We start from the raw sequence: 22,266 nt of genomic DNA, 5'->3' as shown, positions 1-22,266 counted from the left end.
GCCGCGTTTCAAACACTGCCGTAGCGGTTTGCCCCTTCCTAAGAGGAAAGAAAAGAGCGGTCAGACCTCGAGCACGACCTCGGGGTACTCGGCGGAGCGGGTACCGGGAATGGGCTTGGTAGAAGCGCCCTTGACCGTATAGACAAAAGCGATCTTCGGTTCGTCGGTCTGGTTGTCATAAGCGTGGTGCAGTGTCCGGCAATGAAACAGGATGACGTCGCCTTCGTGCAGGTCGTAATGCACCTTCTTCGCGATCAGGGCGTCGTTTTCCGGCAGCCCCGTCATAAAACTGGTATCGGTGTCAAACTGTTCCGGCCGGTATTCAAGTTTGTGGCTGCCGTTGATAAATTCCAGCACCCCGTTCTCCATACGCTCTTCGCCCAGTGCCAGCCAGACGCTTACGAGGTTGTCGTTCTCAAAGTGCCAGTAGCGGCGGTCCTGGTGCCAGCGGCTCTCCGTACTCTTGGAGGGCATCTTCGTCATAATGGAGTTGTGGTGCGCCAGGGTCAGGACCGGGGTGTCGTGCAGTACCTGCGCCAGCATCGGGCGGATCTCCTTGTCCGTCATCCACTCGCGGAAAATCTCGCGGCGGTCATAGACCTGGCGCAGGCGGCGCAGGGTCGAGTTGTTCGAACCCGTATACTCCCCTTCCGTCTCAATCGGCGGCGTCCGCGCCTCGATCTCCTCTTTGGCTGCCGCCAGGATCGCCTCGCAGCGCGCTTTGTCCACAAAGCCGCGCAGCAGGATGTACCCGTCGCGCTCGAATTGCGCCAGCTGCTCCTCACTCAGTTTCATTTGCTCTCTCCCACCAACTGGTATCGGTCGATCGTCTCGTCGTCAAGATCGATCAGGCCCCGTGCGCGCAGGTCGGCAAAGACGTCTGCGTCGCAGACGACGTCGCCGGGCCACTCGCGTGTAAAACCGTCCATCGGGTCCTTGTTGGTCCCGTCGACACCGATCATCTCCTCCAGCCAGACATCGCGCTGCGCATCGATGTTGTTCGTCACCCGCCACACGAGCATGTAGGGGTTGTTCACGTCGTTCTGGCGCGTGTCAACGAACACGGCGATCGCGATGTGTCCGCTAAGCGGCTTCAGCGCCTCGAAGAGTTCGCGCGCCGGGCGCTTCTTCTCGTACTGGATCACCGTCACCGGGTTTGCGCTCTGCGTCATGTACTGCTTCAGGGCGACGACGTCGCTGTCGATCGTTTTCACCTTCTTCAGCAGCGCCGTGTCGTCAAGCAGGTCGATGGTGCGTTCCACGGTGTCACCCGTCGCGTCGATGCCGAGCTTCCCGCCGATGAGGGGCCTGCTCGCCGAGTGGTCCAGGGCATCGACGATCCCCGTCGTGATCGTCACGGCCTCCGGGGTGAGGCGGTCGAGGATATGCTTTGTCAGCGCCTCGTATTCCCCCAGCTCCGGGGCCGTTTCGTCGACGAAGAGGGCGTGCTTGACGAAACTCATCTGCCCCACGCCCCAGAGCGCGTGCATGATCTGCAGGCTGTGGCCCGGGTACTGCGGCGCGATCTTGCAGAGGATCAGGTTGTGGAACACCCCGTTCTCCGGCATCTTGTAGTCTTTGAGGTCCGGCGCCTGCGTCTGCAGGAGCGGCAGGAAGATCCGCTCCGTCGGCAGCCCCATGTACTTGTCCTCGAGCGGCGGCTTGCCGACGACGGTCGCGTAGAACACCGGGTCGTTTTTCGCGGTGATGCGGCTCACCTCGAGCACCGGGTAGGGCTCTTTGAGGGTGTAGTAGCCGGTATGGTCGCCGAACATCCCCTCGATCTCGGTCACCTCCGGGTCGACCCACCCCTCGATGACGATATCCGCGTCTTCGGGAACGTGGATCGGGTTCGTCTGGCACTTCACCAGGCGGGCCGGCTTGTTCCGCACGAAGCCGTAGAGCATCAGCTCGAAGATGCCGTGGGGCAGCGGTGCGGTGCCGCACCAGGTGTAGAGCGGGTCGCCGCCGATGGCGACGGAGACGGGCATCTTGCGGCCGGCTTTCTTGTACTGGTGGAAGAGGTGGTTCGAGTCCTTGTGGATCTGCCAGTGCATCCCCAGCCGTTTATCGTCGTAGACCTGCAGGCGGTACATGCCGACATTGTGGATCTCGCCGTCGAGGCTCTGGGTATAGACCTGTCCCATCGTGATGAACTTTCCGCCGTCGTCGGACCAGGTCTTGAGGATCGGCAGCTCGGAGAGATCTGCGATCTCCCGGGTCTGGCAGGCCCCCGCGCTTTTGAGACGTCTGGGAAAGACATTGCGCAGGTCAAAGAGGAACTTGAAGGTCTCCAGTTTGTCCGAGAGCGATTTGGGCGGCTTCAGTTTCAGCGCCTTCTGCACCTTGGCCGCGATGGCGTCCGGCGTCGCGCCGAAAATCGTCTCGACGACGGCGTCGTTGGCAAAGATGTTCATCACGACAGGCATATCGTAGGTTTTGCCGAGTGCCTTGTCAACGGGGTGGGTGAACACGAGAATCTTCGGCTCGGCCTTCTTGATCTCCGCATAGGCGATATGCGGGATCTCGAGGTTGACGTCGAGGGGTTCGTCGATGGTCCTGATCCAGGGGGAGAGCGTCTCAAAAATCTTCATAATTCCGTATTGTATCCCAGAGCAACTCTAAAAAACCTACATAAGAACAGGGGATGCACTTTGAAAGCAGTATGACTAATTGAAATAATTAATATTACGACCGCACCCCCTGCGCTATAATTCCGCAAAAAAACGGAGACCTTTATGAACGTTGTCAAGATTCGCAAATTCTGCCGCCCCTTCCGTATTCTCCTCGGTGCCGCCCTTATCGGCTACGGTGCCTACAGCGGCAACCCCTGGTTCTACCTCGGCGTTATCCCCCTCGTCGCCGGTATTATGAACTTCTGTCCGCTCTGCAAAGTGACCGGGCAGTGCAACATCATCTAAACCCCGATGTCACCGGGGAGCGGCGATCCGTTCCCCTTTCCCTCACCCCTCCGCAGAACCCGCACCCTTTTTCAGAAACGTTTTGACATAAAGCACCGCCGCCGTCATGAACGACACCCCCGCAATGATCAGGAAAAGCCCCTGGATGCCGGCGTAAGCCACAATGGGCTGGAAGAGAATGGGCGAAAAAAACTGCCCCAGGAAAAAACTCATCGTCAGTATCCCCACGGCACGCCCGCGGCGCTGCGGCGGCACCAGTGAGAGCAGCCAGGCGTTGATGTTGACCATCACGAGCCCGAACCCCACCCCCATGAAGGCCGAGGCGAAAAAGAGCTGGTGCGGGGAACTCACCTGCGACATCACCAGCAGCCCCGTCCCGAAAAAGAGATAGATGATGACGAAGATCTGGGCGTAATCAAAGCGTGCACGGATCCGCGCGTACTGGCGCGCCGTCAGGGCGTTGATGAGCAGGGCGAAGGCGACGAAGTGCCCGATGCTGCTGGGGGTGCCGTGCAGCTCATCGATGACGAGGTAGGGCATCTGGGTCGGCAGCATGTAAAACAGCAGCATTGAGAAAAACGCGCTGAGGTAGACCGGGAGCAGCTTCGGCGATACCGCCGCGGCCTCCTCACCGTGCGTATGGAGCCTTTTGGGCTCATAGAGCGACCGCAGGAGCAGCGGCAGGAAGAGCAGCGGCAACAGGTAGATGGCGAAGGGGTAGTTCCACCCCAGCTGGGCGAGATACCCCCCGGAGATAATAAAGACGATCCCGCCGAGCCCCACGGCCATCCCCTGCATGGACATAAAGCGGTGGCGCCCCCTTTCATCGAAGTAGTCGCCGATCAGCGCCGTCGATGCGGTCATGATCAGCGCAACGGAGAGTCCCAGCAGGGCGCGCCCGGCGAGGACCGCTTCGAAATCCTGCAGGTAAAAGCCGGAACTGCCGCCGACAATAAAGAGCACGACGCCCGTCAGCAGTGGACGCAGGCGGCCGAACCGGTCGACGATCATTCCCGCAAAAGGCGCGACCGCGGCAATCACAAGCGAGGGAATGGTCAGCAGCAGCTTGGAGAGAAACGCGATGTGGGGAACGTCCGCGAAGTGGTGGCTGATCAGCGGCAGGGCCGCGACGATGGAGATCCCGGACATGACGCCCATCGTCGCGAGCAGGAGCAGCGAGAGTTTGACATGGCGGGCGACGGAATCATACATAAGCGGCCTTTTTGTGAAGCGCATTATACGCAAGGAGGGACAACCCTTCGCCGTACCCGGCGTTTTATCCGTAACATAAGACGCCCTTCCGGCGGGGCCGCGGCACCCCTCCGCCCCGCATTCATCTGAATCGGGTATTATTCTATATTTAAAAATGTAACACACCCAAGGGGAGAAGAATGCACCCACCGCTTACCCAACGGCAGGCCATCGTCGCATCGCTGCGCCAGCTGTTCGCCTTTTACCTGCTTTTCATTGCCATTTTCTTTAGCGGACGGGCCCTCTTGTTTGCGCTCTATTACGACCGGATCGCCGATGCGGGTGTCAACCACTGGTTCAGCTTCCTCCTCGGCCTGCAGATGGACACGATCGTCACCTGCATCATCCTGGCCCTGCCGGTCCTTCTGCTCTTTACCGTCCCGCGGATGATCAGCAGCCAGGTACGTACCTTTGTCCGTCTCTACCTACTCGTCTTCCTGCTGACAGCACTGTTCATCGAAAACGCGACCTTCCCCTTCTTCGCCGAATTCGACGTCCGTCCGAACGACATCTTTCTGAACTACCTCGATTACCCCAAAGAGGTCTTCGGCAACATCTGGGCCACCTACAAGCTCAAGCTCCTCGTGGCCACTGTTATGATGGCCGTGGCGGGCTACCTCTTCTGGACCCTGACCCGCGACACGTTCAAAGTCGTTTTCGAGATCAAATGGCCTTTCCGCCTCCTGATGCTCCTGCCCCTGGTCGCCGTGCTCTTCATCGGCATCCGCTCCTCTTTCAGCCACCGCGCGGCCAATATCTCCCTCGCGGTCTATACGGACTCTCACGTCGTGAACGAGATCACGAAAAACAGCCTCTACAGCATCGGCTACGCCTACTATTCGCAGAAGAAGCACGGCGTCGTCATGAGTAAATACGGCAAAATGCCGCTGGACGAAGCCTATGGGCGGGTCTCACGCCAGCTGCGTATCCCTGTCGGTAATATGGAGGACCCGTTCCTGCGGACCCAGAAGACCCACTTCCCCGCCGCCAAGCCGAAAAACCTTGTCATTTTCCTGCAGGAGAGCCTGGGCGCGCAGTTCGTCGGCGCGCTCGGCGGCGAAAAAGGGGTCACGCCGAATATCGACCGCCTGGCCAATGACTCCCTCTTCTTCGACCACCTCTACAGCAACGGCACCCGAAGCGTCCGTGGGATCGCCGGCAGCGTTTCGGGCTTCCTTCCGGTCCCGGGCAAAGGGGTCGTCAAGCGTAACAAATCCCAGGAGGGCTTCTTTACCGTCGCCTCGCTGCTCAAACCCTATGGCTACCGCAGCAGCTTCATCTACGGCGGGGCCAGCAACTTCGACAATATGCGCGGCTGGTTCTACGGCAACGGCTTTGATGTCCTGATCGATCAGCCTAAGTTCAAAAATCCCGCTTTTGCCGGGATATGGGGCGTCTGCGACGAGGACCTCGTCGTCCGGGCCAACGAAGAGTTCGCCAAGTGGCACGCCGAGGGCAAACCCTTCGTCTCCGTGCTCTTCAGTACGACCAACCACACCCCCTTCGAATTCCCGGGCGGGCGCATCGACCTGATCCCCGGCAAACCGAAGAACAGCGTCGAGAACGCCATCAAGTTCGCCGACTACGCCATCGGGAAGCTCATCGACGACGCCAAGCGCGAAGGGTACTACGACGATACCGTCTTCATGATCCTCGCCGACCACAACGTCCGTACCTACGGCGATGACCTCATCCCCGTCCCCAAATACCGCATCATGGGGATGATCCTCGGCGGCGGCATCAAACCCCAGCGTGTCGCCAAGCGCTCCACCCAGCCCGACGTCCTGGCCACGGCCCTCGACGCCGTCGGTATCGACCTCACCTATCCGGTTCTCGGCAAATCGATCTTCGAAGACCCCGAGAAAGAGATGGTCCTGATGCAGTTCCATGACATGTACGCCCTGCGCAACGGCGACAAGCTCGCCGTCGTCCAGCCCGACACCCCGCCGCTGACCTTCGACCTCTCCGCGGAGGACCACCTGACCCCCGCGGCGCACGATCCGGAGCTCGAACGGGATACGACGGCCTTTATCCACGTCATCAACGACCTCTACCAGAAAAAGCTTTTCAAAGCTGCGCCCGGCAGCGCGGAGTAACCTCCGATGAGCGGCCACCACCACACGCACGACATCAGCGGCGCGAAGCTGCTCGTCGCCGTCGTCCTCAACGTCCTCATCACCGTCGCCCAGGTGGTCGGGGGCATCATGGCCGGCTCCCTGGCCCTGCTCAGCGACGCCCTGCACAACTTCAGCGACGTCATGGCCCTGCTGATCAGCTGGTTCGCGCACCGCATCTCCCATAAAGCGGCCGACAGCAGCCGTACCTTCGGCTACAAGCGGGCCGAAATCGTGGCCGCGCTCTTCAACGCCTCGGTGCTTGCGGGAATAGGCGTCTACCTCGTCTATGCCTCCGTCATGCGGCTGATCTACCCCGAACCCGTCCTCTCCTCCTGGCTGATCTGGATGGGGCTTCTGGGCATCGTCGTCAACGGCGGCAGCATCTTCCTGCTCGAATCCGACGCCCGCGCCAATATGAATATCCGCGCCGCCTACCTGCACCTGCTCGGCGACGTGCTGACCTCCGTCGCCGTCGTCATCGGCGGCGTGGCCATCGCCCTGTGGGAGCTCTACTGGGTCGACCCGCTCATCTCCATCATCATCGCCCTCTACCTCATTGCCGCCTCCGCAGGCCTCATCAAAGAGAGCACGGGGGTCCTGATGCAGTTCGCCCCGCCCCAGGTCGACCTGCAGGCCGTCGCCGATACCGTCTGCGACGACCCTGCCATTGCGGGGATCCACCACATCCACCTCTGGCGCCTCAGCGACCATGCCATCCACCTCGAAGCCCACCTGGATTTCACCGAGGACCTTCCCCTTTCCCGCACGACCGCAGCGGTCGAAGCCCTGGAAAACCGCCTGCATGCACGTTTCGGCATCACCCATACGACCTTCCAGTGCGAATACGGGCGTGACGACGACAAGCGGCTGATCCGCTGAGCCGACTCACGCGCCGCTCACACTTCTGTGCGATACTACACTCAAAAAGGAGCAGTCATGCGGTATTTCCTAACGATTCTGGTCTTCTGTACGGCCCTGCTCGCCGCCGAAGCCGAAGAGATCGACACGATGATCGATGCGGTCATCAACGCGCCCAAAGCGGAGCGGTTTGAGAAGATGAACGCCTTCAAGCTCAAAATGCGCGAGCTCAACCAGCAGCAGCGAAACGAAGCGCTGGAAGCCCTTCAGAGCAGAATGCAGATGAACGGGACAGCCGTCGCGGCCGAACCGAAACCAGACGGCAACGAAGCCGCCATTCAACAGCAGATGCGCCAGCAGCTCAAAACGCAGCAGCAGATGCAACAGATGCAGCAACAGCAGAAGCAACCGCGTGCGGGACAGCCGGGACGATGAAACGGTTACTCCTGAGCACGGCGCTGTTCGCTGCAGCCCTCTACGCGGCCCCCGCGGAGCGCGACAGCGATCTTGACGGCGTCCCCGACACCCTCGACCGCTGCCCCGGCACCGCCTTTGATATGACGGTGGGGGCGGACGGCTGCGCGCCGGATGAAGGAACCGCCGTCACCTTTCTGGCGGGGATAGGGATGAGTTATGCGACCGGCAGCTACGGCGGGACAGAGACTGTCGACTCCCTTGCCACGGATGCGATGGCGGCTCTCTACATCGGGGACTTTTATGTGACGGGTATTGTCAGCTACTACCATTACGGCACGGCGGACCCGACCGTTGCCGACAGCGAAGACGGCGGCCTCTCCGATACCTTCCTGGGCGCCGGTTATGCCTTTGGTCTCACCGAAAACCTCTTTGTCACACCAAGCGTGCATCTCAAGCTCGCCACCGCCGAAACGGGGACGGGCACGGGCGAGAACGACTGGGGCGGCTCCCTCACCGGGCTTTACCGTTTTGCGGCGCTGGACGTTTTTGCACAGTACGGCTACACCGTGACGGGCGACAGCGAGACCACCGAGTACCCGGACATCGCTTTCGGTTCCGCCGGCGTCACCTTCTACCCGACGCCGGCAAGCAGCCTGAGCTTTTCATACGACTATTCGGAGTCGTATATCCCGGACAGCCCGGACCTGCGCTCCCTTTCCGCAATGGGGATCTTCCCGCTTTATGATACACTCTCGTTAAAGGTGAACTACAGCCTGGGGCTGAGTGATTCGGCCAGCGACCACGCCGCCGGCATCATGATTTTCGCCCGCTTCTAGGAGAACGTATGGCACGGATTCTGCTGCTCGAAGACGATCCGGTCCTGGGGGAATCCCTGCAGGACCTGCTACAGCGGCACGGCCATGAAACCGTCTGGGTCACTGACGGGGAAGCCGCCGCCGACACGGCTTTTGACACCCCCTTTGACCTCTACCTCTTCGATATCAACGTCCCCCTGCTTAACGGCTTCGACCTGCTGGGCGCCCTGCGCGACGCCGAGGACCGCACCCCGGCCATCTTCATCTCCGCCCTGCGCGACATCGACTCGATGACCAAAGGCTTCGCCGCGGGGGCGGAGGATTACCTCAAAAAGCCCTTCGACATCGACGAGCTCCTGCTGCGCATCAAAGCGCGCACCCACCAGCTGGAGCGCCAGCTCCGCTATGGGGAGATCACCTTCAACCCGGCCGACGGGCGGGTGAGCAAAAACAACCGCAGCGTCGATCTCGGGGAGATCCGTACGGCGATCTTCCGCCTGCTCATCACCAACGTCGGCCAGACCATCGACAAGACCGAACTGCTGGAGCTGCTGGAACAGCCCACCGACCAGGCGCTCCGTTTTCACATCAGCCGGCTCAAACAGCAGCTCGGCATCGACATCACCAACGTCCGCGGCGTGGGGTACCGTCTTGAAAGCCTCTGAAAGAGAATCCTTCTTCAAGAGCCTGGCGCTCTACTTCGTCACCATCGAGATCCTGATCGGATTCCTGCTCTACCACAATTACCGCGAGGACGTCGGCAGCCTCAAACAGCAGCTATTCCTGGAGATGAAAAACTTCAACTTCAACTTCGAGGGGGAGAAGTTCTCCCTCGATTTCGTCCCCAAACAGACGGAAGCGCCCCTGCTGGAGCTGCGAGAGGATGGCCAAACGCTCTACGCCCTTTTCCCCCTCCCGGCCAATCAGCGCTACCTGCTCAAGATCTACTACCCCAAAGCGGACTTCAGGGAGCAGACCCGGGCGCTGATGGGCCGCTACCTCCTTTTCATGCTGCTGCTCTCCGCCGTCGTCGGCGCCATGGCCTTCGGGTTTGCCCGCTACACTCTCCGCCCGCTGCGCGGCGCCCTGGAGCTGACCGACCGCTTCATCAAGGATATCATCCACGATCTCAACACCCCCGTCAGCGCGATCCTGATCAACACTTCGATGCTGAACCGGGAGGACAAAGCCGTCCGGCGCATCGAGAAGAGCGCCAAGCTGATCGGCATGCTCTACCGCAACCTCCAGGAGTACCAGGGCGGCCTGCCGCAGCAGCGCGACACCTTCCGGCTCGACACCCTCGTGGCGGAACGGCTGGCCTTTTTCGAAAGCCTCTACCCCTCCCTCGCCTTTCACGCCGACCTCGCACCGACGACGCTGACCGCCAACCCCGACGCCCTGACGCGGATCGTCGACAACCTGCTCTCCAACGCCTCCAAATACAACATCAAGGAGGGTGAAGTGACGCTGGCGCTCTCGGGGGGCACCTTCAGCATCACCAATACCGCGGCGGTACCCATCCGTTCGCCCCGCAACCTCTTTGACCGTTTCTACAAGGAGAGCGAACGCGGCATCGGTATAGGCCTGCACATCGTCAAAAAACTCTGCGACGAGGAGCGGATCGCCATCGCCGTCACCCAGGCCGAAAACCGCGTCACCTTCACCTGCACTCTGCCGCCTGAACAAACCGCGCGTTAGCGTCTGTTATAATAAGCCCGTCAAATCATTCGCCAAGGAACCCCATGCCGCCGATTCCCCTCCCTGTGATCTCCTCCAAAGGCATCCCATGCAGATAGACGGACGCTTCTGGCTGCGCAAGGACGGCAGGAACTTCTTGGGCAACGGGCGCATCGAACTGCTCGAGAAGATCGCCCAGACCGGCTCCATCCATGCCGCGGCGAAGGCAATGAAGATGAGTTACAAGGCGGCCTGGGAGCGGGTCAACGCCATGAACGACATTGCCGACCGCCCCATCATCGAAAAGACCACGGGCGGGCGCGGCGGCGGCGGGACGGTCCTCACCGCCCACGCCTACGAACTCATCGCCACCTACAAGCGCTTCGCGGAGCTGCACCGTGAATTCATCAACCGCTTCGCCGAAGCGGGGGATGACCCCGAACGGCTCGCCCGCATCCTCTCGCGTACGTTCCTCACCACGAGCGCACGCAACCAGATCGCCTGCAGCGTCGGCACCATCACGCCCCACGGCCTGCGTTCCGAACTGCGCCTGCAGCTCCCCGGCGGCGACACCCTCTACTCCGTCATCACCTCGACGTCGGTACGCAACATGGGGCTCGAGGAGGGGTGCGACGCCTACGCCATCATCAAATCCAGCGACGTCGCCATCAGCCGGGCCGCACCGGAAGCCACCGGCGACGTCAATATCCTGAAGGGCAGGATCACCTCCCTGCAGCGCAGCAGCGAAAACGCGGAGATCACCCTCCAGCTCGAAGGGGGGTCCAAACTGATCGGCGTCACGGACCTCGACGCCAGCGACGCCCTGGAAACGTCGATGGAAGCCTACGCCACCGTCGCAAAGAACCACATCATCATCGGGGCCTGAACCGGCTGCACGGCGCCCCGCACACCCTCTTATCCCCTTACCGTTCGTTTCGGAACACCCCTTAACACAAAATTAATATCAGTTGATTATTATTTTCCGTTTCCCATATTTCAGAATTGTTTTAAATGAGGAAGCAGTTTTAACCGGATGAAGAAGCATACCTGTCGACAATTTGGCGATGACAGACAGGTATGTTTGTGTTGTGTTGCAACATTTTATTGTGCCATATCCCTATGACGAATCAAATGTTGTTTTTTCCAATAGGCGCATTTTGGGCGGCCAGCCCACCCGAGTGCTACCTATGGAATCATCCCGGAGGGGCTTTTTCCCCTGCCGGGATTATCTGTTTGAGGAGAAACGGATGGATTTCATTGGCATGTTTCCACTTTTCTATTTTCCCGATATCGGCTCTGCCTGGTTGATGGGAATCACCGGAACCATTCATATTCTGGCTTCGCACACCTCCGTCGGTGCCGCACTGCTTTTTGCCTTCCTGGCGCACAAGGCGTACAAGGAGAACCGCACCGACCTCTATGACTATATGAAGAAGTACGGCATGTTCCTGCTGATCTTTTCCTACGTCATCGGTTCCATCACGGGTCCGGGGATCTGGTATACGGCCACGGCGGCCAGCCCGCGGGGAATCAGCGCACTGATCCACAACTTCGTCTGGGTCTGGGCTACAGAGTGGGTCTTCTTCATCTATGAGGTCATCGGCGTCTTCGCGCTGGTCTACTTCATCGATAAAATCGACCGCAAAACGCACCTGAAGCTGACCTACACCTTCGCACTGGCCTCCGTCGGCACCCTGATGCTCATCATCGGGATCATCAGCTTCATGATGTGGCCGGGCAACGACGCCTTCTACCAGACGGGATCGGCCAGCGACGCCTTCTTCGGTGTCAACACTTTCCCGCACATGTTCCTGCGCATCGGCTTCATGATCATGATGGCCGGTGTCATCGGGCTGATCATCTCCAGCGCAATGAAAAACAAGGAGGTCTCCAATGAGCTGACCCGCAAAATGGGCTACGTCAGCCTCCTCGGCGGCTTCCTGGTGCTCTTCTTCTTCATGTGGTACATCAAGACGCTGCCAGAGAGCGCGGACATCCTGCTGGGGATCTACCTCCCCTCCATCCTGACGACGCGGATCATCCTTATCGTGGCCTTCGCGCTCTATTTCCTCCTCGCGATTGTCAAACCGCAGTACGTCCGCCGCTCGCTGGCGATCGTCATGCTCTTTGTCATCGCCGTGGTCGGCCTCTGGCCGGGCGAAAAGCTGCGTGAAAGCCTGCGCAAACCCTACGTCGCCGGGCGCTACATCTACAGCAACCAGATCATCAGCCGGGACGTCCCGGGCAAAGGGATCAAAAGCGAAGTGGAAATTGTCGCCGACAGAGGGTTGCTGCAGGTCAATCCCTGGATCCCCGACCGGCTGCGCACGATCACGCCGGAGAACCGGCTCGAAACGGGCCAGCTGCTGACCAAGCTCGCCTGTTCCAACTGCCACGCACTGGAGCCGGGCGCCAAGTTCCGCCCGCTGATGGAGAGATTCGCCGGCCAGGACAAAGAGATGATCAAGGCCTTCATGCAGGGCTCGCTGGCGACGGGGGCCATCCCCTATATGCCCAGAATCGACCTCCCCGACGCCGAGTTCGACGCCATGGCCGCCTGGATAGCGACCCAAACCAACTAAGGAGATGCCTATGGATGCTACACTGTTAAATACCCTCCGCGACCCCGCGGGGGTCCCGTTCTACCCCGTCGTCTTTCAGGCGCTCTACGTCCTGACGTGGGCGCTGCACGCCGCCTTTGTCCTGCTCGCCATCGGCAGCATCACGCTCTCGCTTGCGGGCAGCGGAAAACAGAAAAGGAGCGCCGACTGGAAGCTCCTGACAGCGCACATGATCCAGACCGGAAAGATCAGCATCTCGCTGGCCATCCTGCTGGGCATCGCCCCGCTGCTCTTTACCCAGGTCATCTACGACCCCAACTGGTACGTGACCAACGCCCTCTCGGGCATCTGGGTCTTCGCGTTCATCTACGCATTGATCGTCGGCTATATGCTCTTCTACTGGTTCTACTACGCCAATAAAAAAGGCGGGGGCAGAGCGATCGGCCTGGTCAGCTTTGCGTTCATCGTCTTTGCCGGCGTGCTGATGCACGTCTTCTCCGTCGAGTCCATCCAGCCCAACGAGTGGATGGGGTGGTATGCCCCGGGCGGCGTCGTCGACACCTCCGGGCTCAGCTTCCACATGCATCCGGTCCGGCTGCTCTTTATGGTCTCGCTCAGTGCCCCCGTCGTCGGCATTTTCCTGCAGAACTACAGCGACTTCCTGAGCACGCGCAACGATTTCACGAAGGAGTACATCGCCTTTGCCCGCAGCCTCGGCACGACTATCGCGTCCATCGGTCTGCTCGCGAGCGCCGCGCTCTTCGTCGTCTGGATGTTTATGGAGGGGCTGCTGCTCAACCCGCTCTCCCTTGCCATCGTCGTCTCCGTGCTGCTCCTGCTCGTGATGATCCACTTCGTCAAGCGGAGCTACCTGACGACCCTCTGGCTCGTCGTGGTCGCCCTGCTGATCTCCGGCATGCGCGAGCTGATCCGCTTCCAGATCATGGGCGACCTGGGCTACTCCGTCTACGACTACCCGATGAACATCGACTGGCCCTCCGTCGTCATGTTCCTGCTCACCTTCGTCTTCCTCGGCTTCACCGGCGTCGCGTTCATCGCGACGCTGGCGTGGAGGGCCGGAAAGTCCGAAGGGGTCTTCGACGCCAGCAAAGACGCCCTCGTCACCAGGCTGGCCAACTCCACCTTCGCTATTTTGATCGTGTGGTGTCTGGTCTATTTCGGCTGGGGCATGTTCACCGTCTTCAAAAACAGCTTCGCGTGACACCCACACTTCCGGGCCCGCGCCCGGGAGAACCTTCCTGCAGGACAGTCCATTGCTTCCGGGGCACTCCACGTGCCCTGCCTCCTTGTACTTTCAAAGCGTACCGACACGATGCGGCTGTCCGGCCGGAGGGTTTGCCGCCCTCGCATGACAAAAGTCCTACCGTTTAAGACAAAACAAGACATTTTCGTTATATCATTCCAAAAACAACGCAAAATGTACCGATTTGCATGGAATATCAGCTGCATCTATGGCTGAAAAATCGTTATATCATTTAAAATATAATGGAGCGAGAACATGAACGTCTTTACCGAAGAGGGGACGCCGATCCACGGCTTTAACCAGTGCGGCACCCGCCCGTTTGAAGGGGCCGGTGCCGCCCCGCGCACCGTCGAGGCGAAAATCGATTTTATCTATCCCGAAGTCACCTTTCCCTCCGATGCGCTCTACCGCGTTTGGGGCGAACCGAACATCCGCGCCCTCGTGCGGTACCACCACGGACTGCTGCGCAAGACGGTACTGGGCGAGATGTTCCCCGCCGACGACAGCGCCTTCGCCGCCGCCACCGAAAAGGCCGCCGACTTCTTCGTCGAGGCGCTGGGCGGTGCGAAAGCCTTCAGCGATGCCCACGGCCACCCCGCACTTCGGATGCGCCACCTGCACCTCATCGTTGACGAGAAAGCCCGTGATATCTGGCTAATGATGTACCGCAAGGCGATGGCGGAGTGCGCCATGCCCGCCGAACACGCCCGGGAGTTCTGGGCGTGGATCGAGGCCCTCTCCATCCGCATGATCAACCGCCGCACCACGGTCACCCCCATCACGCGCCATCCCTATGAACCCCTCGCGGGGCGCAAGGCGGCGGAGTAGACGATGCATTCGCTTTCGCCTATCGTTGTATCAAATATGATACATGAAAACGGCCACCGTCACCGCCTGCTGGCGATGGGCGCCTCCGTACTGATGCACGGGGCACTGCTGGGCGCGTTCCTGTACGCGCCGCGCCCCGTCCTGCCCGCACCGGCAGCCGAACGGCAGACGGTGGCGATCTCCCTTGCCGCCTATACTCCGCGTGCCGCGTCACCGGCAGCGGCCGTCGCCCCGAAAGCGAAACCCCTCCCCGCCACACCGGCTGCACGCCCGCTCCCCACGGTGAAATCGTCACCGAAACCGTCGCCGGTCACCGCAAAACCCGCCCCGGTCATGCTGCCCATTCCCCAACGAAAAACCCCTGAGATAAAGGCGCCAGACGACGCGTCTTTATCTGAGGCGTTTGCCTCCCTTCCGTCCCCGCCCGTCGCTCCGGCCTCGCACGCGGAAACTTCTCCTCACACACCAGACAATGCGTCAAGCGCTATACCGCTTGCAAACAACAACAAAAAAGCTGACCCAACCGGGCCGGACGCAACGGTGTTGGGACGGATACGTGCCATGATCGAATCCGCCATCACCTACCCCGCCGCCGCAAGAAGGCTGCGGCTCGAGGGGGTGGTGACGCTCTCGTTCAAACTTGCTTCCGACGGTACGGTAGCTGCTGCAGAAGTCTTGCGCAGCAGCGGCAGTACCGTTCTGGACCGTAAAGCGTTGCAAACGCTATGGGATCTCAGCGGCGATTTTCCCTCTCTCGAATCGCTGACCCATCTGACGATCCCGATTACCTTCTCACTTTCACACTCTTAGGAATCCACCATGAACAGACTTCTGCTTACCCTCTTCATATCGGTGCTCGTCTCGGTGCCCCAGGCGCTTAGCGATATGAAAGATGACCAGGCAACCGTCAGCAGGGTCTTCGGCTCCTCGCCGCCGATGAACTACCTGCTCTATGCCCTCGAACCCGCCAAGATGATCGGCCTCAACTTCAAGGCCAAGAACCCCTTCAACGGCGCCGATCCCGCCTACCTCGACCAACACTTCCTGGAGCTGCCCGTCATCGGGTCGTTCCACGGCAGCGGCAGCCGCATCAACCTCGAGACCCTCGTCGCCGCCCGCCCCGACCTCGTGTTGATCTGGGAGGACGACATGCTCGTACAGACCGTCACCGACCAGATCAAAAAACTCGGCGTCCCGACGCTGACGGTGCCTTTTAGGCAGATCGCGTCGATGCCCGATACCATGGAGCGCGTCGGCGACGCCGTCGGTGCAGGCGAACGCGGCCGGCAACTGGCCGATTACACCCGCACGGTCATTGCCGAGATCAACGCCTCGCTGGCCGGCACCAAACCGATGCGCTATTACTATGCCGAGGGGCTGGACGGCCTCTCCACCGAATGCGACACCTCCTTCCACGTCGTCGCCATGAACTTCGCCGGCGGCGAGAACGTCCATAAGTGCCGCCAGAGCAACCTGCGCGGACTGGAGAAGATCAACTTCGAGACCCTGCTGGCCTACGATCCGGAAGTGATCATCGTCCAGCATGCCATGGTCTACGGCGACCTCGTGGAAGACCCGATGTGGCAGCAGCTCCGCGCCGTCAAAACAGGGCGGATCTACCTCGTGCCGACCGTGCCGTTCAACTGGGTCGACCGTCCGCCCTCTTTCATGCGCGTCATCGGCATCCAGTGGCTCGCCTCCCTCTTCCATCCGGAGGCGTACGACGTCGACCTGAAAATGCGCGTCGCCGCCTTCTACAAACTCTTTCTCGGCGTCGACCTGAGTCCCCGCGAGATCAATACGCTATTAGGAGATTCCCTTTGAAACCCGCTTACACCTACCCCCTCGTCGCCGTCATGGCCGCCTCCGCCCTCTGGGCCGGCCCCGTCAATATCGAGCACATCGTCGTCTCCGACACTGCCCTGGACGACACCCTCTACCTGGGCGACGTCAACGGGTCCGACCAGCGTTTCGAGAAAAAGAGCATCACGACCCTCGGGACGCAGGCCAACATGAACCCCTTTACGATCATCCAGTACTCCCCTTCGGTCAACTATACCCCCGCCGACACGGCGGGCTCCAACGAACCCTCTTACCACGACCCCATCCGCATCCGCGGCAAATCCCAGTCCGGCCCGGGGGGCGTCTACATGATCGACGGTATGCCGATCTCCGGCAACCCCGGCGGGGGCAAACAGATGCTCGACATGGAGAACGTCGCCTCCATCGACCTGCTCAAAGGGTACCTTCCGCCGGAAAAGAACATCGGTTTCTCCAGCCTGATCGGCAAGGTCGACATGAACGTCAACGCGCCGCGGCAGCAGACGAATGCCATCCTTTCGCAGTCGTTCGGTTCGGACAGCTTTACACGCTCCTACGGACGCTTCGACAGCGGGAAGATGGGGGACGTCCGCCTCTTCGGATCGATCTCCCACCTCGGATACGACAAGTACAAAGGCGACGGGGACCTCGAACGCTTCAACGCCATGGCGGGGATCGCCTATACCCCCTCGGAGATGTTCAGTGCGGAAGCCTACGTCATCTATAACAAAGACGACCACCACAACTACTACGCCCTCTCCTATACTGAGACCCAGGACCTGGAGGGCTTCTGGGACAAGGATTACGCCGCGGCCCGGCCGACGGCGAACAACGACGTCGATTATTACGACTGGAACAAGCAGAGCTTCGATACGACGGCCGCTCTGGCGACCCTGCAGTTCCGCCCGGGCGCAGATGACACGGTGACATTAAAACCCTATTACAAAACGGACAAAGGGGAGTACTGGAACTCCAGCGTCAACGCGGACCCCGCGAAAAACCGCGTCATCCAGTGGCGGATCGACCATGACCTCTACGGGGGCGTCGCCGACTACACCCACCGCTTCTCCAAGGCCCTCAAGACGACGCTGGGCTACTGGTACCACAAGCAGCAGCCTCCGGGACCGCCGACGGACCGCCTCAAATACAAGTCCGTCGGCGGCGACCTCGTCTTTGACGGGTACGCCTCCCTGGCCAAAACCGGCTACCACACCCTCCAGGCCCCCTTCGCGGAGCTCTCCGGCAGCCTCGGCGTCTTCGACTACAACGTCGGGCTCCAGTACCAGAGCTTCGAGATCGGCTCGCTCGAGAGCTACACCTTCGGCACCGATCTCAACACGAGCCAGAACTACGACACGGCGATCGCGGAAGGAACGCTCGATCCGTGGGCCAGCGTCAAGGCGAAGACCTTCTATACATGGATCCCGTCGCTCTATGCCGGCTACCGCTTCGATGAGCGCAATACGCTCTACGTCTCCTATGCCCGGACCTACGGCTTCGACGTCAACCTCTTCCCGACCTACATCAAGAACCGGGCCAGCTTCGTTTCCAAGAACGTGACCCTGCAGCAGCTGTGGAACAAACTCGAACTCGAGACCTCCGACAACATCGACCTGGGCTACAAGACGATGGTCGGCGGTATCGCGCTGAACCCGGTACTCTTCGTCTCCTACGTCAAAAACAAGCAGGCCAACGTCTACGACCCCGAATACGGCGTGAACTATCCCGCCAACGTCGGCGACGCGATGGGCTACGGCGCGGAGTTCTCCGCCTCGGGCCCGGTCAGCGAATCGCTGGAGTTCATCGCGGGACTCTCCTACAACAAGTACGCCTTTACGCAGGACTTCAAAAGCTCGCCGACGACGACGATCGACACCGAGGGCAAACAGGTCCCCGACGCGCCGGAGGTCCTGGCGAAGGCGGCGCTCTCCTACACCATCGGCGGCTGGATGATCACCCCGAGCGTGCGCTACACCTCCAAACGCTACGGCGACCTGCAGAACAGCCAGACCGTCGACGCCTACACCCTCTTCGACCTCGACGTCGCCTACCGCATCAACGGCTTCCTCGGCAGTAAAAGCGCCGTCTTCCGCCTCAGCGGTACGAACCTGACCGACGAGAAGTACATCGCGACCATCATCTCCGCGGACAACGTCCTGGCGACGACGGGAACCTCATCGACCTACATGACCGGCGCGCCGATGCAGCTCTTCGGCTCGCTGACCGTAAACTTCTGATGCAGCGCCGCTACGCCCTCTCCCTCTCGGCAGCCCTCATTGTGCTGCTGCTCGTCGCCACGCTGACGCTGATGTGGGGCCAGTACCCCGTCGACGCCCGGACGCTTGCGGGCTTTCTGGAGTACAAGCTCTTCGGCGGCGAGGCCCTGCCGCAGTACGCGCTGCTGGAGAATATCATCGTGCAGATCCGCCTGCCGCGCATCCTGCTGGCGATGCTCATCGGCGCGGCGCTCGCCACCTCGGGCGCGGCCTTCCAGGCGATGTTCGTCAACCCCCTCGTCTCCCCGGGCATCCTGGGCGTCCTCGCCGGGGCCTCCTTCGGCGCGGCGCTGGGGATGCTGGTCAGCGAGCAGTGGTGGATCGTGCAGGCGCTGGCCTTCGTCTTCGGTTTCGTCGCCGTCGGTTTTGCCGTGATGGTCGGCAGCATGGTCCGCGCCGGGCGCTCGTCGATCATGCTCGTGCTCGGCGGGGTCATCAGCGGTTCGCTCTTCACGGCGCTGCTCTCCGTCGTCAAATACGTCGCCGACCCCTACAGCACCCTGCCCGCCATCGTCTACTGGCTGATGGGATCGCTCTCGATGGCGGACCTGGACGGGGTCGCCCTCGCCGCCGTCCCGATGCTGCTGGGTATCGGCGGGCTGATCGTGCTGGGGCGCTATTTCGACCTGCTCAGCCTCGGCGATGAGGAGGCGCGCGCGCTGGGAATCAACGTGGCGCGCATCCGCTTCATCGCCATCGTGCTCGCCACCCTGGCCAGTGCGCTCTCCGTCGTCATGGCGGGGATCATCGGCTGGGTCGGCCTCATCATCCCCCACATCGTCCGGATGGCCTTCGGGCCTTCCCACACCCTGCTGATGCCGCTGTCGGCCATCACCGGAGCCGCGTTTCTGCTCCTGGCCGATTCGGTCTCGAGGCTGGCGATGAGCGTGGAGATCCCCATCGGGATCCTCACCTCGCTCATCGGTATCCCCGTCTTTATCATCGTACTCAAACACGCGAGGTCCGCATGGAACTGAAACCGATCATCGAAGTCAAAAACCTCACCTTCTCCTACCCGGCACACCAGGTGCTCAAAAAGATGAGCTTTGCCCTCTACCCCGGCGAAGTCGTCAGCCTGCTGGGCCCCAACGGCTGCGGCAAAAGCACGCTGATCCGGCTGATGCTGGGCCTGCTGCGCGGCAGCGGCGACATCCGGCTGGCGGACAGACCCCTGGGAGACTACTCGCACCGGCAGATCGCGCAGCATATCGCCTACATCCCCCAGTACCACAGCGTCCCGTTCAACTACACGGTCGAGGAGATGGTCATGATGGGGCGGGCGGCGAAGCTCGGCTTCTTCGCCCAGCCGGGGCGACGTGACCGCGAGGTCGCCATGGAGGCGCTGCGGACCGTCGGCATCGACGGCCTGGCCTCCCGCCCCTTCGGGCAGCTCAGCGGCGGGCAGAAGCAGATGGTACTGCTGGCGCGCGCCCTGGCCCAGGAGGTCTCCACCTTCATCATGGACGAACCGGTCACCGGGCTTGATTACGGCAACCAGATGCGGCTGCTGGAGATGATCGCACACCTGGCCGGCCAGGGGAAGACTTTTCTCAAGACGACCCACTACCCCGACCACGCCCTGCTCGTCTCCAGCCGCGTCGCCGTCATGCACGACGGGCACATGATCGACGAAGGCGTTCCCGACGCCGTCATCACCCCCGAGATGCTGCGCCGGGTCTACGGCGTCGAGGCGGATATTGTGGAGCACCGCGACAAGAACTGGTGCCTGCCGCACTTCCGGAGGGCCTCCGCATGAAAACGCGTATCCTTTTGCTTTGGGTCCTCTGTCTCCTCGCCCTGCCGCTGCAGGCGCGGAGCCTCACGGACGATTACGGCCGGACGGTCAATCTCCCCGAGACGGTGACGAAGATCTACGCGGCGTCGCCGCCGCTGACGATGAGCGTGCTCGCCTTCGACCCCGCGCTCATCGCGGCGCTCAACTTCCCGTGGAGCGATGCGCAGCGCCCCTACGCGGGGGCCGCTGCCGACCGCCCCGTCGCCGGGGGGTTCTTCGGGCAGGGGCAGACCCCGAACTTCGAACTGCTGGCCCAGGCGCGCCCCGACGTCATTCTCGTCTGGGGCGGGATGCCGGGGGTGGAGAAGATCGTCGGCAAGTTCGACGCGCTCGGCATCCCCGTCCTGCTTGTACGTAATTCGTCGATCCGCGACCTGCTCACCCAGTTCGCACTGCTGGGGCGTCTGACCGGCAACACCCAGCGCGCCGACGCCCTGGTCGCCTACACCGAGCAGACCCTCGCTCTCATCGATGCGCTGCAGCCCAAACTGGCCGAGCGTCGGCCCGTCCGCTACTACTTCGCCGAGGGCCCCGACGGGCTCTCCAGCGAATGCGACGGCTCGTTCCACCTCGAGCCCTTCGCCTATGCCGGGGCGAAGAACGCCCTGGAGTGCCGGATGAGTTCCAACTACGGGATGGAAAAAGTGAGCCTGGAGACGGTCATGCTCGCCGACCCGGACGTCATTGTCGCGATGGAGCCCGTTTTCGCCGACGCCGTCGGGAAAGATCCCCGCTGGCAGGCGCTGCGCGCCGTCCGCGAAGGCAGGGTCCTCACCGTGCCGTCGCGCCCCTTCAACTACATCACCCGCCCGCCGTCATTCATGCGGCTGATGGGAATCCGGTGGCTCATAAACCACTTCTACCCTGAGTGGCTTGAAGGGGAGGAGGAAGCGCGTTTCGAGGCGCTCTTTTTCCCCGTCTGCGACACGGCGGCCCCTGCCCGCTGATACGAAAAAGATGCTGCGGCGGATGCGGTGGCATCCACACCGTTATATCTATCTTGATACAAAGGAAAAACCCATGAACGGACTGAAGCAAAAAACGCACAAAGGCGCCCATGACCCGTTGGGGTTCGACGCCATCGTCAGAGAGGTGTTCGCCCCCATCTACCCGGTCATCGCATCGCAGATCATTCAGCAGACGCAGATGACCCGCGGCGTCTGTCTCGATGCCGGCTGCGGCACAGGCGCCCTGGGACGGGCCATGGCGCAGCAGAGCGGATGCGACGTCACCTTTTTCGACCAGAGCGAAAAGATGCTCGAACTGGCCCGCGGTTACGCCGAAGAAGAGGCCATCACGGCGCGCAGCCGCTTTGTACAGGGGGACATCCACGATATCCCGCTCCCCTCCGAGAGCGTCGACCTCGTCGTCAGCCGCGGCTCCTCCCCCTTCTGGGACGACCAGAAACTGGCCTACGGCGAGATCCTCCGCGTGCTGCGCCGGGGCGGCCGCGCCTACGTGGGAGGCGGTTTCGGCAACGCGGCGCTGCGCGAACAGATCGTCAGCACAATGCTCGAGCGCGAGCCGAACTGGGAAGAGCGTTTCAAGAACCGCTCCCGGAGCATGCGCAACGCGCTGCCGGAGATCCTCGAATCACTGCACCCGGCCTCTTTCGAGATCATCAACGATGAGAGCGGCTTCTGGGCCCACATCACCAAATAAGGG

Annotated in this window: 21 protein-coding genes; 18 read left to right on the top strand and 3 right to left on the bottom strand. The window is 61.4% G+C overall.

Annotation, left to right across the window (positions count from 1 at the left end):
• Positions 1-60: 60 nt before the first annotated feature.
• Positions 61-795: a phytanoyl-CoA dioxygenase family protein gene (locus WCX18_RS00390; RefSeq protein ID WP_345988614.1), complete on the bottom strand. Its 735-nt coding sequence runs from the start codon at positions 793-795 to the stop codon at positions 61-63.
• Positions 792-2,594, bottom strand: a complete 1,803-nt coding sequence (locus tag WCX18_RS00385; protein WP_345988613.1) for a menaquinone biosynthesis decarboxylase — start codon at positions 2,592-2,594, stop codon at positions 792-794. Before WCX18_RS00385 ends, WCX18_RS00390 begins: the two co-directional genes overlap by 4 nt.
• Before the next feature lie 144 nt (positions 2,595-2,738).
• Between WCX18_RS00385 and WCX18_RS00380 the strand changes: the two genes are divergently transcribed.
• Entirely contained in the window at positions 2,739-2,921 is a 183-nt protein-coding gene (locus WCX18_RS00380) for a DUF2892 domain-containing protein (RefSeq protein WP_345988611.1), read from the top strand.
• 42 nt (positions 2,922-2,963) lie between these two features.
• On the opposite strand, the gene WCX18_RS00375 is transcribed toward WCX18_RS00380, so the two are convergent.
• Complete coding sequence (locus WCX18_RS00375) at positions 2,964-4,133, bottom strand: MFS transporter (RefSeq protein WP_345988610.1); 1,170 nt, start codon at positions 4,131-4,133, stop codon at positions 2,964-2,966.
• 179 nt (positions 4,134-4,312) lie between these two features.
• On the opposite strand from WCX18_RS00375, the gene WCX18_RS00370 reads away from it, so the two are divergent.
• From WCX18_RS00370 to WCX18_RS00290, 17 genes are all read left to right on the top strand, one after another.
• Positions 4,313-6,268 carry an LTA synthase family protein gene (locus WCX18_RS00370; RefSeq protein ID WP_345988608.1) on the top strand — a complete coding sequence of 652 codons (1,956 nt, stop codon included), beginning with the start codon at positions 4,313-4,315 and terminating at the stop codon, positions 6,266-6,268.
• 6 nt (positions 6,269-6,274) lie between these two features.
• A complete protein-coding gene (locus WCX18_RS00365) occupies positions 6,275-7,168 on the top strand; it encodes a cation diffusion facilitator family transporter (RefSeq protein ID WP_345988607.1) in 894 nt (297 codons plus the stop codon).
• A 57-nt stretch (positions 7,169-7,225) separates the two neighbouring features.
• Entirely contained in the window at positions 7,226-7,582 is a 357-nt protein-coding gene (locus WCX18_RS00360) for a hypothetical protein (RefSeq protein WP_345988605.1), read from the top strand.
• Positions 7,579-8,400: a hypothetical protein gene (locus tag WCX18_RS00355; protein WP_345988603.1), complete on the top strand. Its 822-nt coding sequence runs from the start codon at positions 7,579-7,581 to the stop codon at positions 8,398-8,400. Before WCX18_RS00360 ends, WCX18_RS00355 begins: the two co-directional genes overlap by 4 nt.
• An 8-nt stretch (positions 8,401-8,408) precedes the next feature.
• Positions 8,409-9,044: a response regulator transcription factor gene (locus WCX18_RS00350; protein ID WP_345988601.1), complete on the top strand. Its 636-nt coding sequence runs from the start codon at positions 8,409-8,411 to the stop codon at positions 9,042-9,044.
• Positions 9,031-10,077 (top strand): HAMP domain-containing sensor histidine kinase, encoded by a 1,047-nt coding sequence (locus WCX18_RS00345; RefSeq protein ID WP_345988599.1) that lies wholly within the window; start codon positions 9,031-9,033, stop codon positions 10,075-10,077. Before WCX18_RS00350 ends, WCX18_RS00345 begins: the two co-directional genes overlap by 14 nt.
• Before the next feature lie 88 nt (positions 10,078-10,165).
• Positions 10,166-10,942, top strand: coding sequence for a TOBE domain-containing protein (locus WCX18_RS00340; protein WP_345988597.1), 777 nt, complete (start codon positions 10,166-10,168; stop codon positions 10,940-10,942).
• 361 nt (positions 10,943-11,303) lie between these two features.
• Positions 11,304-12,638 carry a cytochrome c gene (locus WCX18_RS00335; RefSeq protein WP_345988596.1) on the top strand — a complete coding sequence of 445 codons (1,335 nt, stop codon included), beginning with the start codon at positions 11,304-11,306 and terminating at the stop codon, positions 12,636-12,638.
• Between the two features lie 10 nt (positions 12,639-12,648).
• A complete protein-coding gene (locus WCX18_RS00330) occupies positions 12,649-13,839 on the top strand; it encodes a hypothetical protein (RefSeq protein ID WP_345988594.1) in 1,191 nt (396 codons plus the stop codon).
• A gap of 297 nt (positions 13,840-14,136) precedes the next feature.
• Positions 14,137-14,709, top strand: coding sequence for a globin (locus WCX18_RS00325; RefSeq protein WP_345988592.1), 573 nt, complete (start codon positions 14,137-14,139; stop codon positions 14,707-14,709).
• A 36-nt stretch (positions 14,710-14,745) separates the two neighbouring features.
• A complete protein-coding gene (locus WCX18_RS00320; RefSeq protein ID WP_345988590.1) occupies positions 14,746-15,519 on the top strand; it encodes an energy transducer TonB in 774 nt (257 codons plus the stop codon).
• A gap of 9 nt (positions 15,520-15,528) precedes the next feature.
• Positions 15,529-16,533, top strand: coding sequence for an ABC transporter substrate-binding protein (locus WCX18_RS00315; RefSeq protein WP_345988588.1), 1,005 nt, complete (start codon positions 15,529-15,531; stop codon positions 16,531-16,533).
• Positions 16,530-18,767, top strand: a complete 2,238-nt coding sequence (locus WCX18_RS00310; protein ID WP_345988586.1) for a TonB-dependent receptor — start codon at positions 16,530-16,532, stop codon at positions 18,765-18,767. Before WCX18_RS00315 ends, WCX18_RS00310 begins: the two co-directional genes overlap by 4 nt.
• Positions 18,767-19,783 carry an iron ABC transporter permease gene (locus tag WCX18_RS00305; protein WP_345988584.1) on the top strand — a complete coding sequence of 339 codons (1,017 nt, stop codon included), beginning with the start codon at positions 18,767-18,769 and terminating at the stop codon, positions 19,781-19,783. The genes WCX18_RS00310 and WCX18_RS00305 overlap by 1 nt, the downstream gene beginning before the upstream one ends.
• On the top strand, positions 19,774-20,562 hold the full coding sequence (locus tag WCX18_RS00300) for an ABC transporter ATP-binding protein (RefSeq protein WP_345988582.1): 789 nt from the start codon (positions 19,774-19,776) through the stop codon (positions 20,560-20,562). Before WCX18_RS00305 ends, WCX18_RS00300 begins: the two co-directional genes overlap by 10 nt.
• Positions 20,559-21,548, top strand: coding sequence for an ABC transporter substrate-binding protein (locus WCX18_RS00295; protein WP_345988580.1), 990 nt, complete (start codon positions 20,559-20,561; stop codon positions 21,546-21,548). The genes WCX18_RS00300 and WCX18_RS00295 overlap by 4 nt, the downstream gene beginning before the upstream one ends.
• A gap of 73 nt (positions 21,549-21,621) precedes the next feature.
• Positions 21,622-22,263: a class I SAM-dependent methyltransferase gene (locus WCX18_RS00290; RefSeq protein WP_345988578.1), complete on the top strand. Its 642-nt coding sequence runs from the start codon at positions 21,622-21,624 to the stop codon at positions 22,261-22,263.
• The last annotated feature ends 3 nt before the right edge of the window (positions 22,264-22,266 follow it).

This window comes from Sulfurimonas sp. HSL1-2, from assembly GCF_039645565.1.
Lineage (GTDB): Bacteria > Campylobacterota > Campylobacteria > Campylobacterales > Sulfurimonadaceae > Thiomicrolovo > Thiomicrolovo zhangzhouensis.
Note: the sequence above shows the minus strand (reverse complement) of the source record. Positions and strands in the feature narration are given on the sequence as shown.

What these genes read in the sequence shown, in the direction of transcription:
- WCX18_RS00320 (WP_345988590.1), top strand. Translation starts at nt 14,746, where the DNA reads ATGATACATGAAAACGGCCACCGTCACCGCCTGCTGGCGATGGGCGCC.
- WCX18_RS00385 (WP_345988613.1), bottom strand. Translation starts at nt 2,594, where the DNA reads ATGAAGATTTTTGAGACGCTCTCCCCCTGGATCAGGACCATCGACGAA.
- WCX18_RS00295 (WP_345988580.1), top strand. Translation starts at nt 20,559, where the DNA reads ATGAAAACGCGTATCCTTTTGCTTTGGGTCCTCTGTCTCCTCGCCCTG.
- WCX18_RS00355 (WP_345988603.1), top strand. Translation starts at nt 7,579, where the DNA reads ATGAAACGGTTACTCCTGAGCACGGCGCTGTTCGCTGCAGCCCTCTAC.
- WCX18_RS00350 (WP_345988601.1), top strand. Translation starts at nt 8,409, where the DNA reads ATGGCACGGATTCTGCTGCTCGAAGACGATCCGGTCCTGGGGGAATCC.
- WCX18_RS00365 (WP_345988607.1), top strand. Translation starts at nt 6,275, where the DNA reads ATGAGCGGCCACCACCACACGCACGACATCAGCGGCGCGAAGCTGCTC.
- WCX18_RS00340 (WP_345988597.1), top strand. Translation starts at nt 10,166, where the DNA reads ATGCAGATAGACGGACGCTTCTGGCTGCGCAAGGACGGCAGGAACTTC.
- WCX18_RS00325 (WP_345988592.1), top strand. Translation starts at nt 14,137, where the DNA reads ATGAACGTCTTTACCGAAGAGGGGACGCCGATCCACGGCTTTAACCAG.
- WCX18_RS00360 (WP_345988605.1), top strand. Translation starts at nt 7,226, where the DNA reads ATGCGGTATTTCCTAACGATTCTGGTCTTCTGTACGGCCCTGCTCGCC.
- WCX18_RS00330 (WP_345988594.1), top strand. Translation starts at nt 12,649, where the DNA reads ATGGATGCTACACTGTTAAATACCCTCCGCGACCCCGCGGGGGTCCCG.
- WCX18_RS00380 (WP_345988611.1), top strand. Translation starts at nt 2,739, where the DNA reads ATGAACGTTGTCAAGATTCGCAAATTCTGCCGCCCCTTCCGTATTCTC.
- WCX18_RS00290 (WP_345988578.1), top strand. Translation starts at nt 21,622, where the DNA reads ATGAACGGACTGAAGCAAAAAACGCACAAAGGCGCCCATGACCCGTTG.
- WCX18_RS00375 (WP_345988610.1), bottom strand. Translation starts at nt 4,133, where the DNA reads ATGTATGATTCCGTCGCCCGCCATGTCAAACTCTCGCTGCTCCTGCTC.
- WCX18_RS00370 (WP_345988608.1), top strand. Translation starts at nt 4,313, where the DNA reads ATGCACCCACCGCTTACCCAACGGCAGGCCATCGTCGCATCGCTGCGC.
- WCX18_RS00300 (WP_345988582.1), top strand. Translation starts at nt 19,774, where the DNA reads ATGGAACTGAAACCGATCATCGAAGTCAAAAACCTCACCTTCTCCTAC.
- WCX18_RS00305 (WP_345988584.1), top strand. Translation starts at nt 18,767, where the DNA reads ATGCAGCGCCGCTACGCCCTCTCCCTCTCGGCAGCCCTCATTGTGCTG.
- WCX18_RS00335 (WP_345988596.1), top strand. Translation starts at nt 11,304, where the DNA reads ATGGATTTCATTGGCATGTTTCCACTTTTCTATTTTCCCGATATCGGC.
- WCX18_RS00315 (WP_345988588.1), top strand. Translation starts at nt 15,529, where the DNA reads ATGAACAGACTTCTGCTTACCCTCTTCATATCGGTGCTCGTCTCGGTG.
- WCX18_RS00390 (WP_345988614.1), bottom strand. Translation starts at nt 795, where the DNA reads ATGAAACTGAGTGAGGAGCAGCTGGCGCAATTCGAGCGCGACGGGTAC.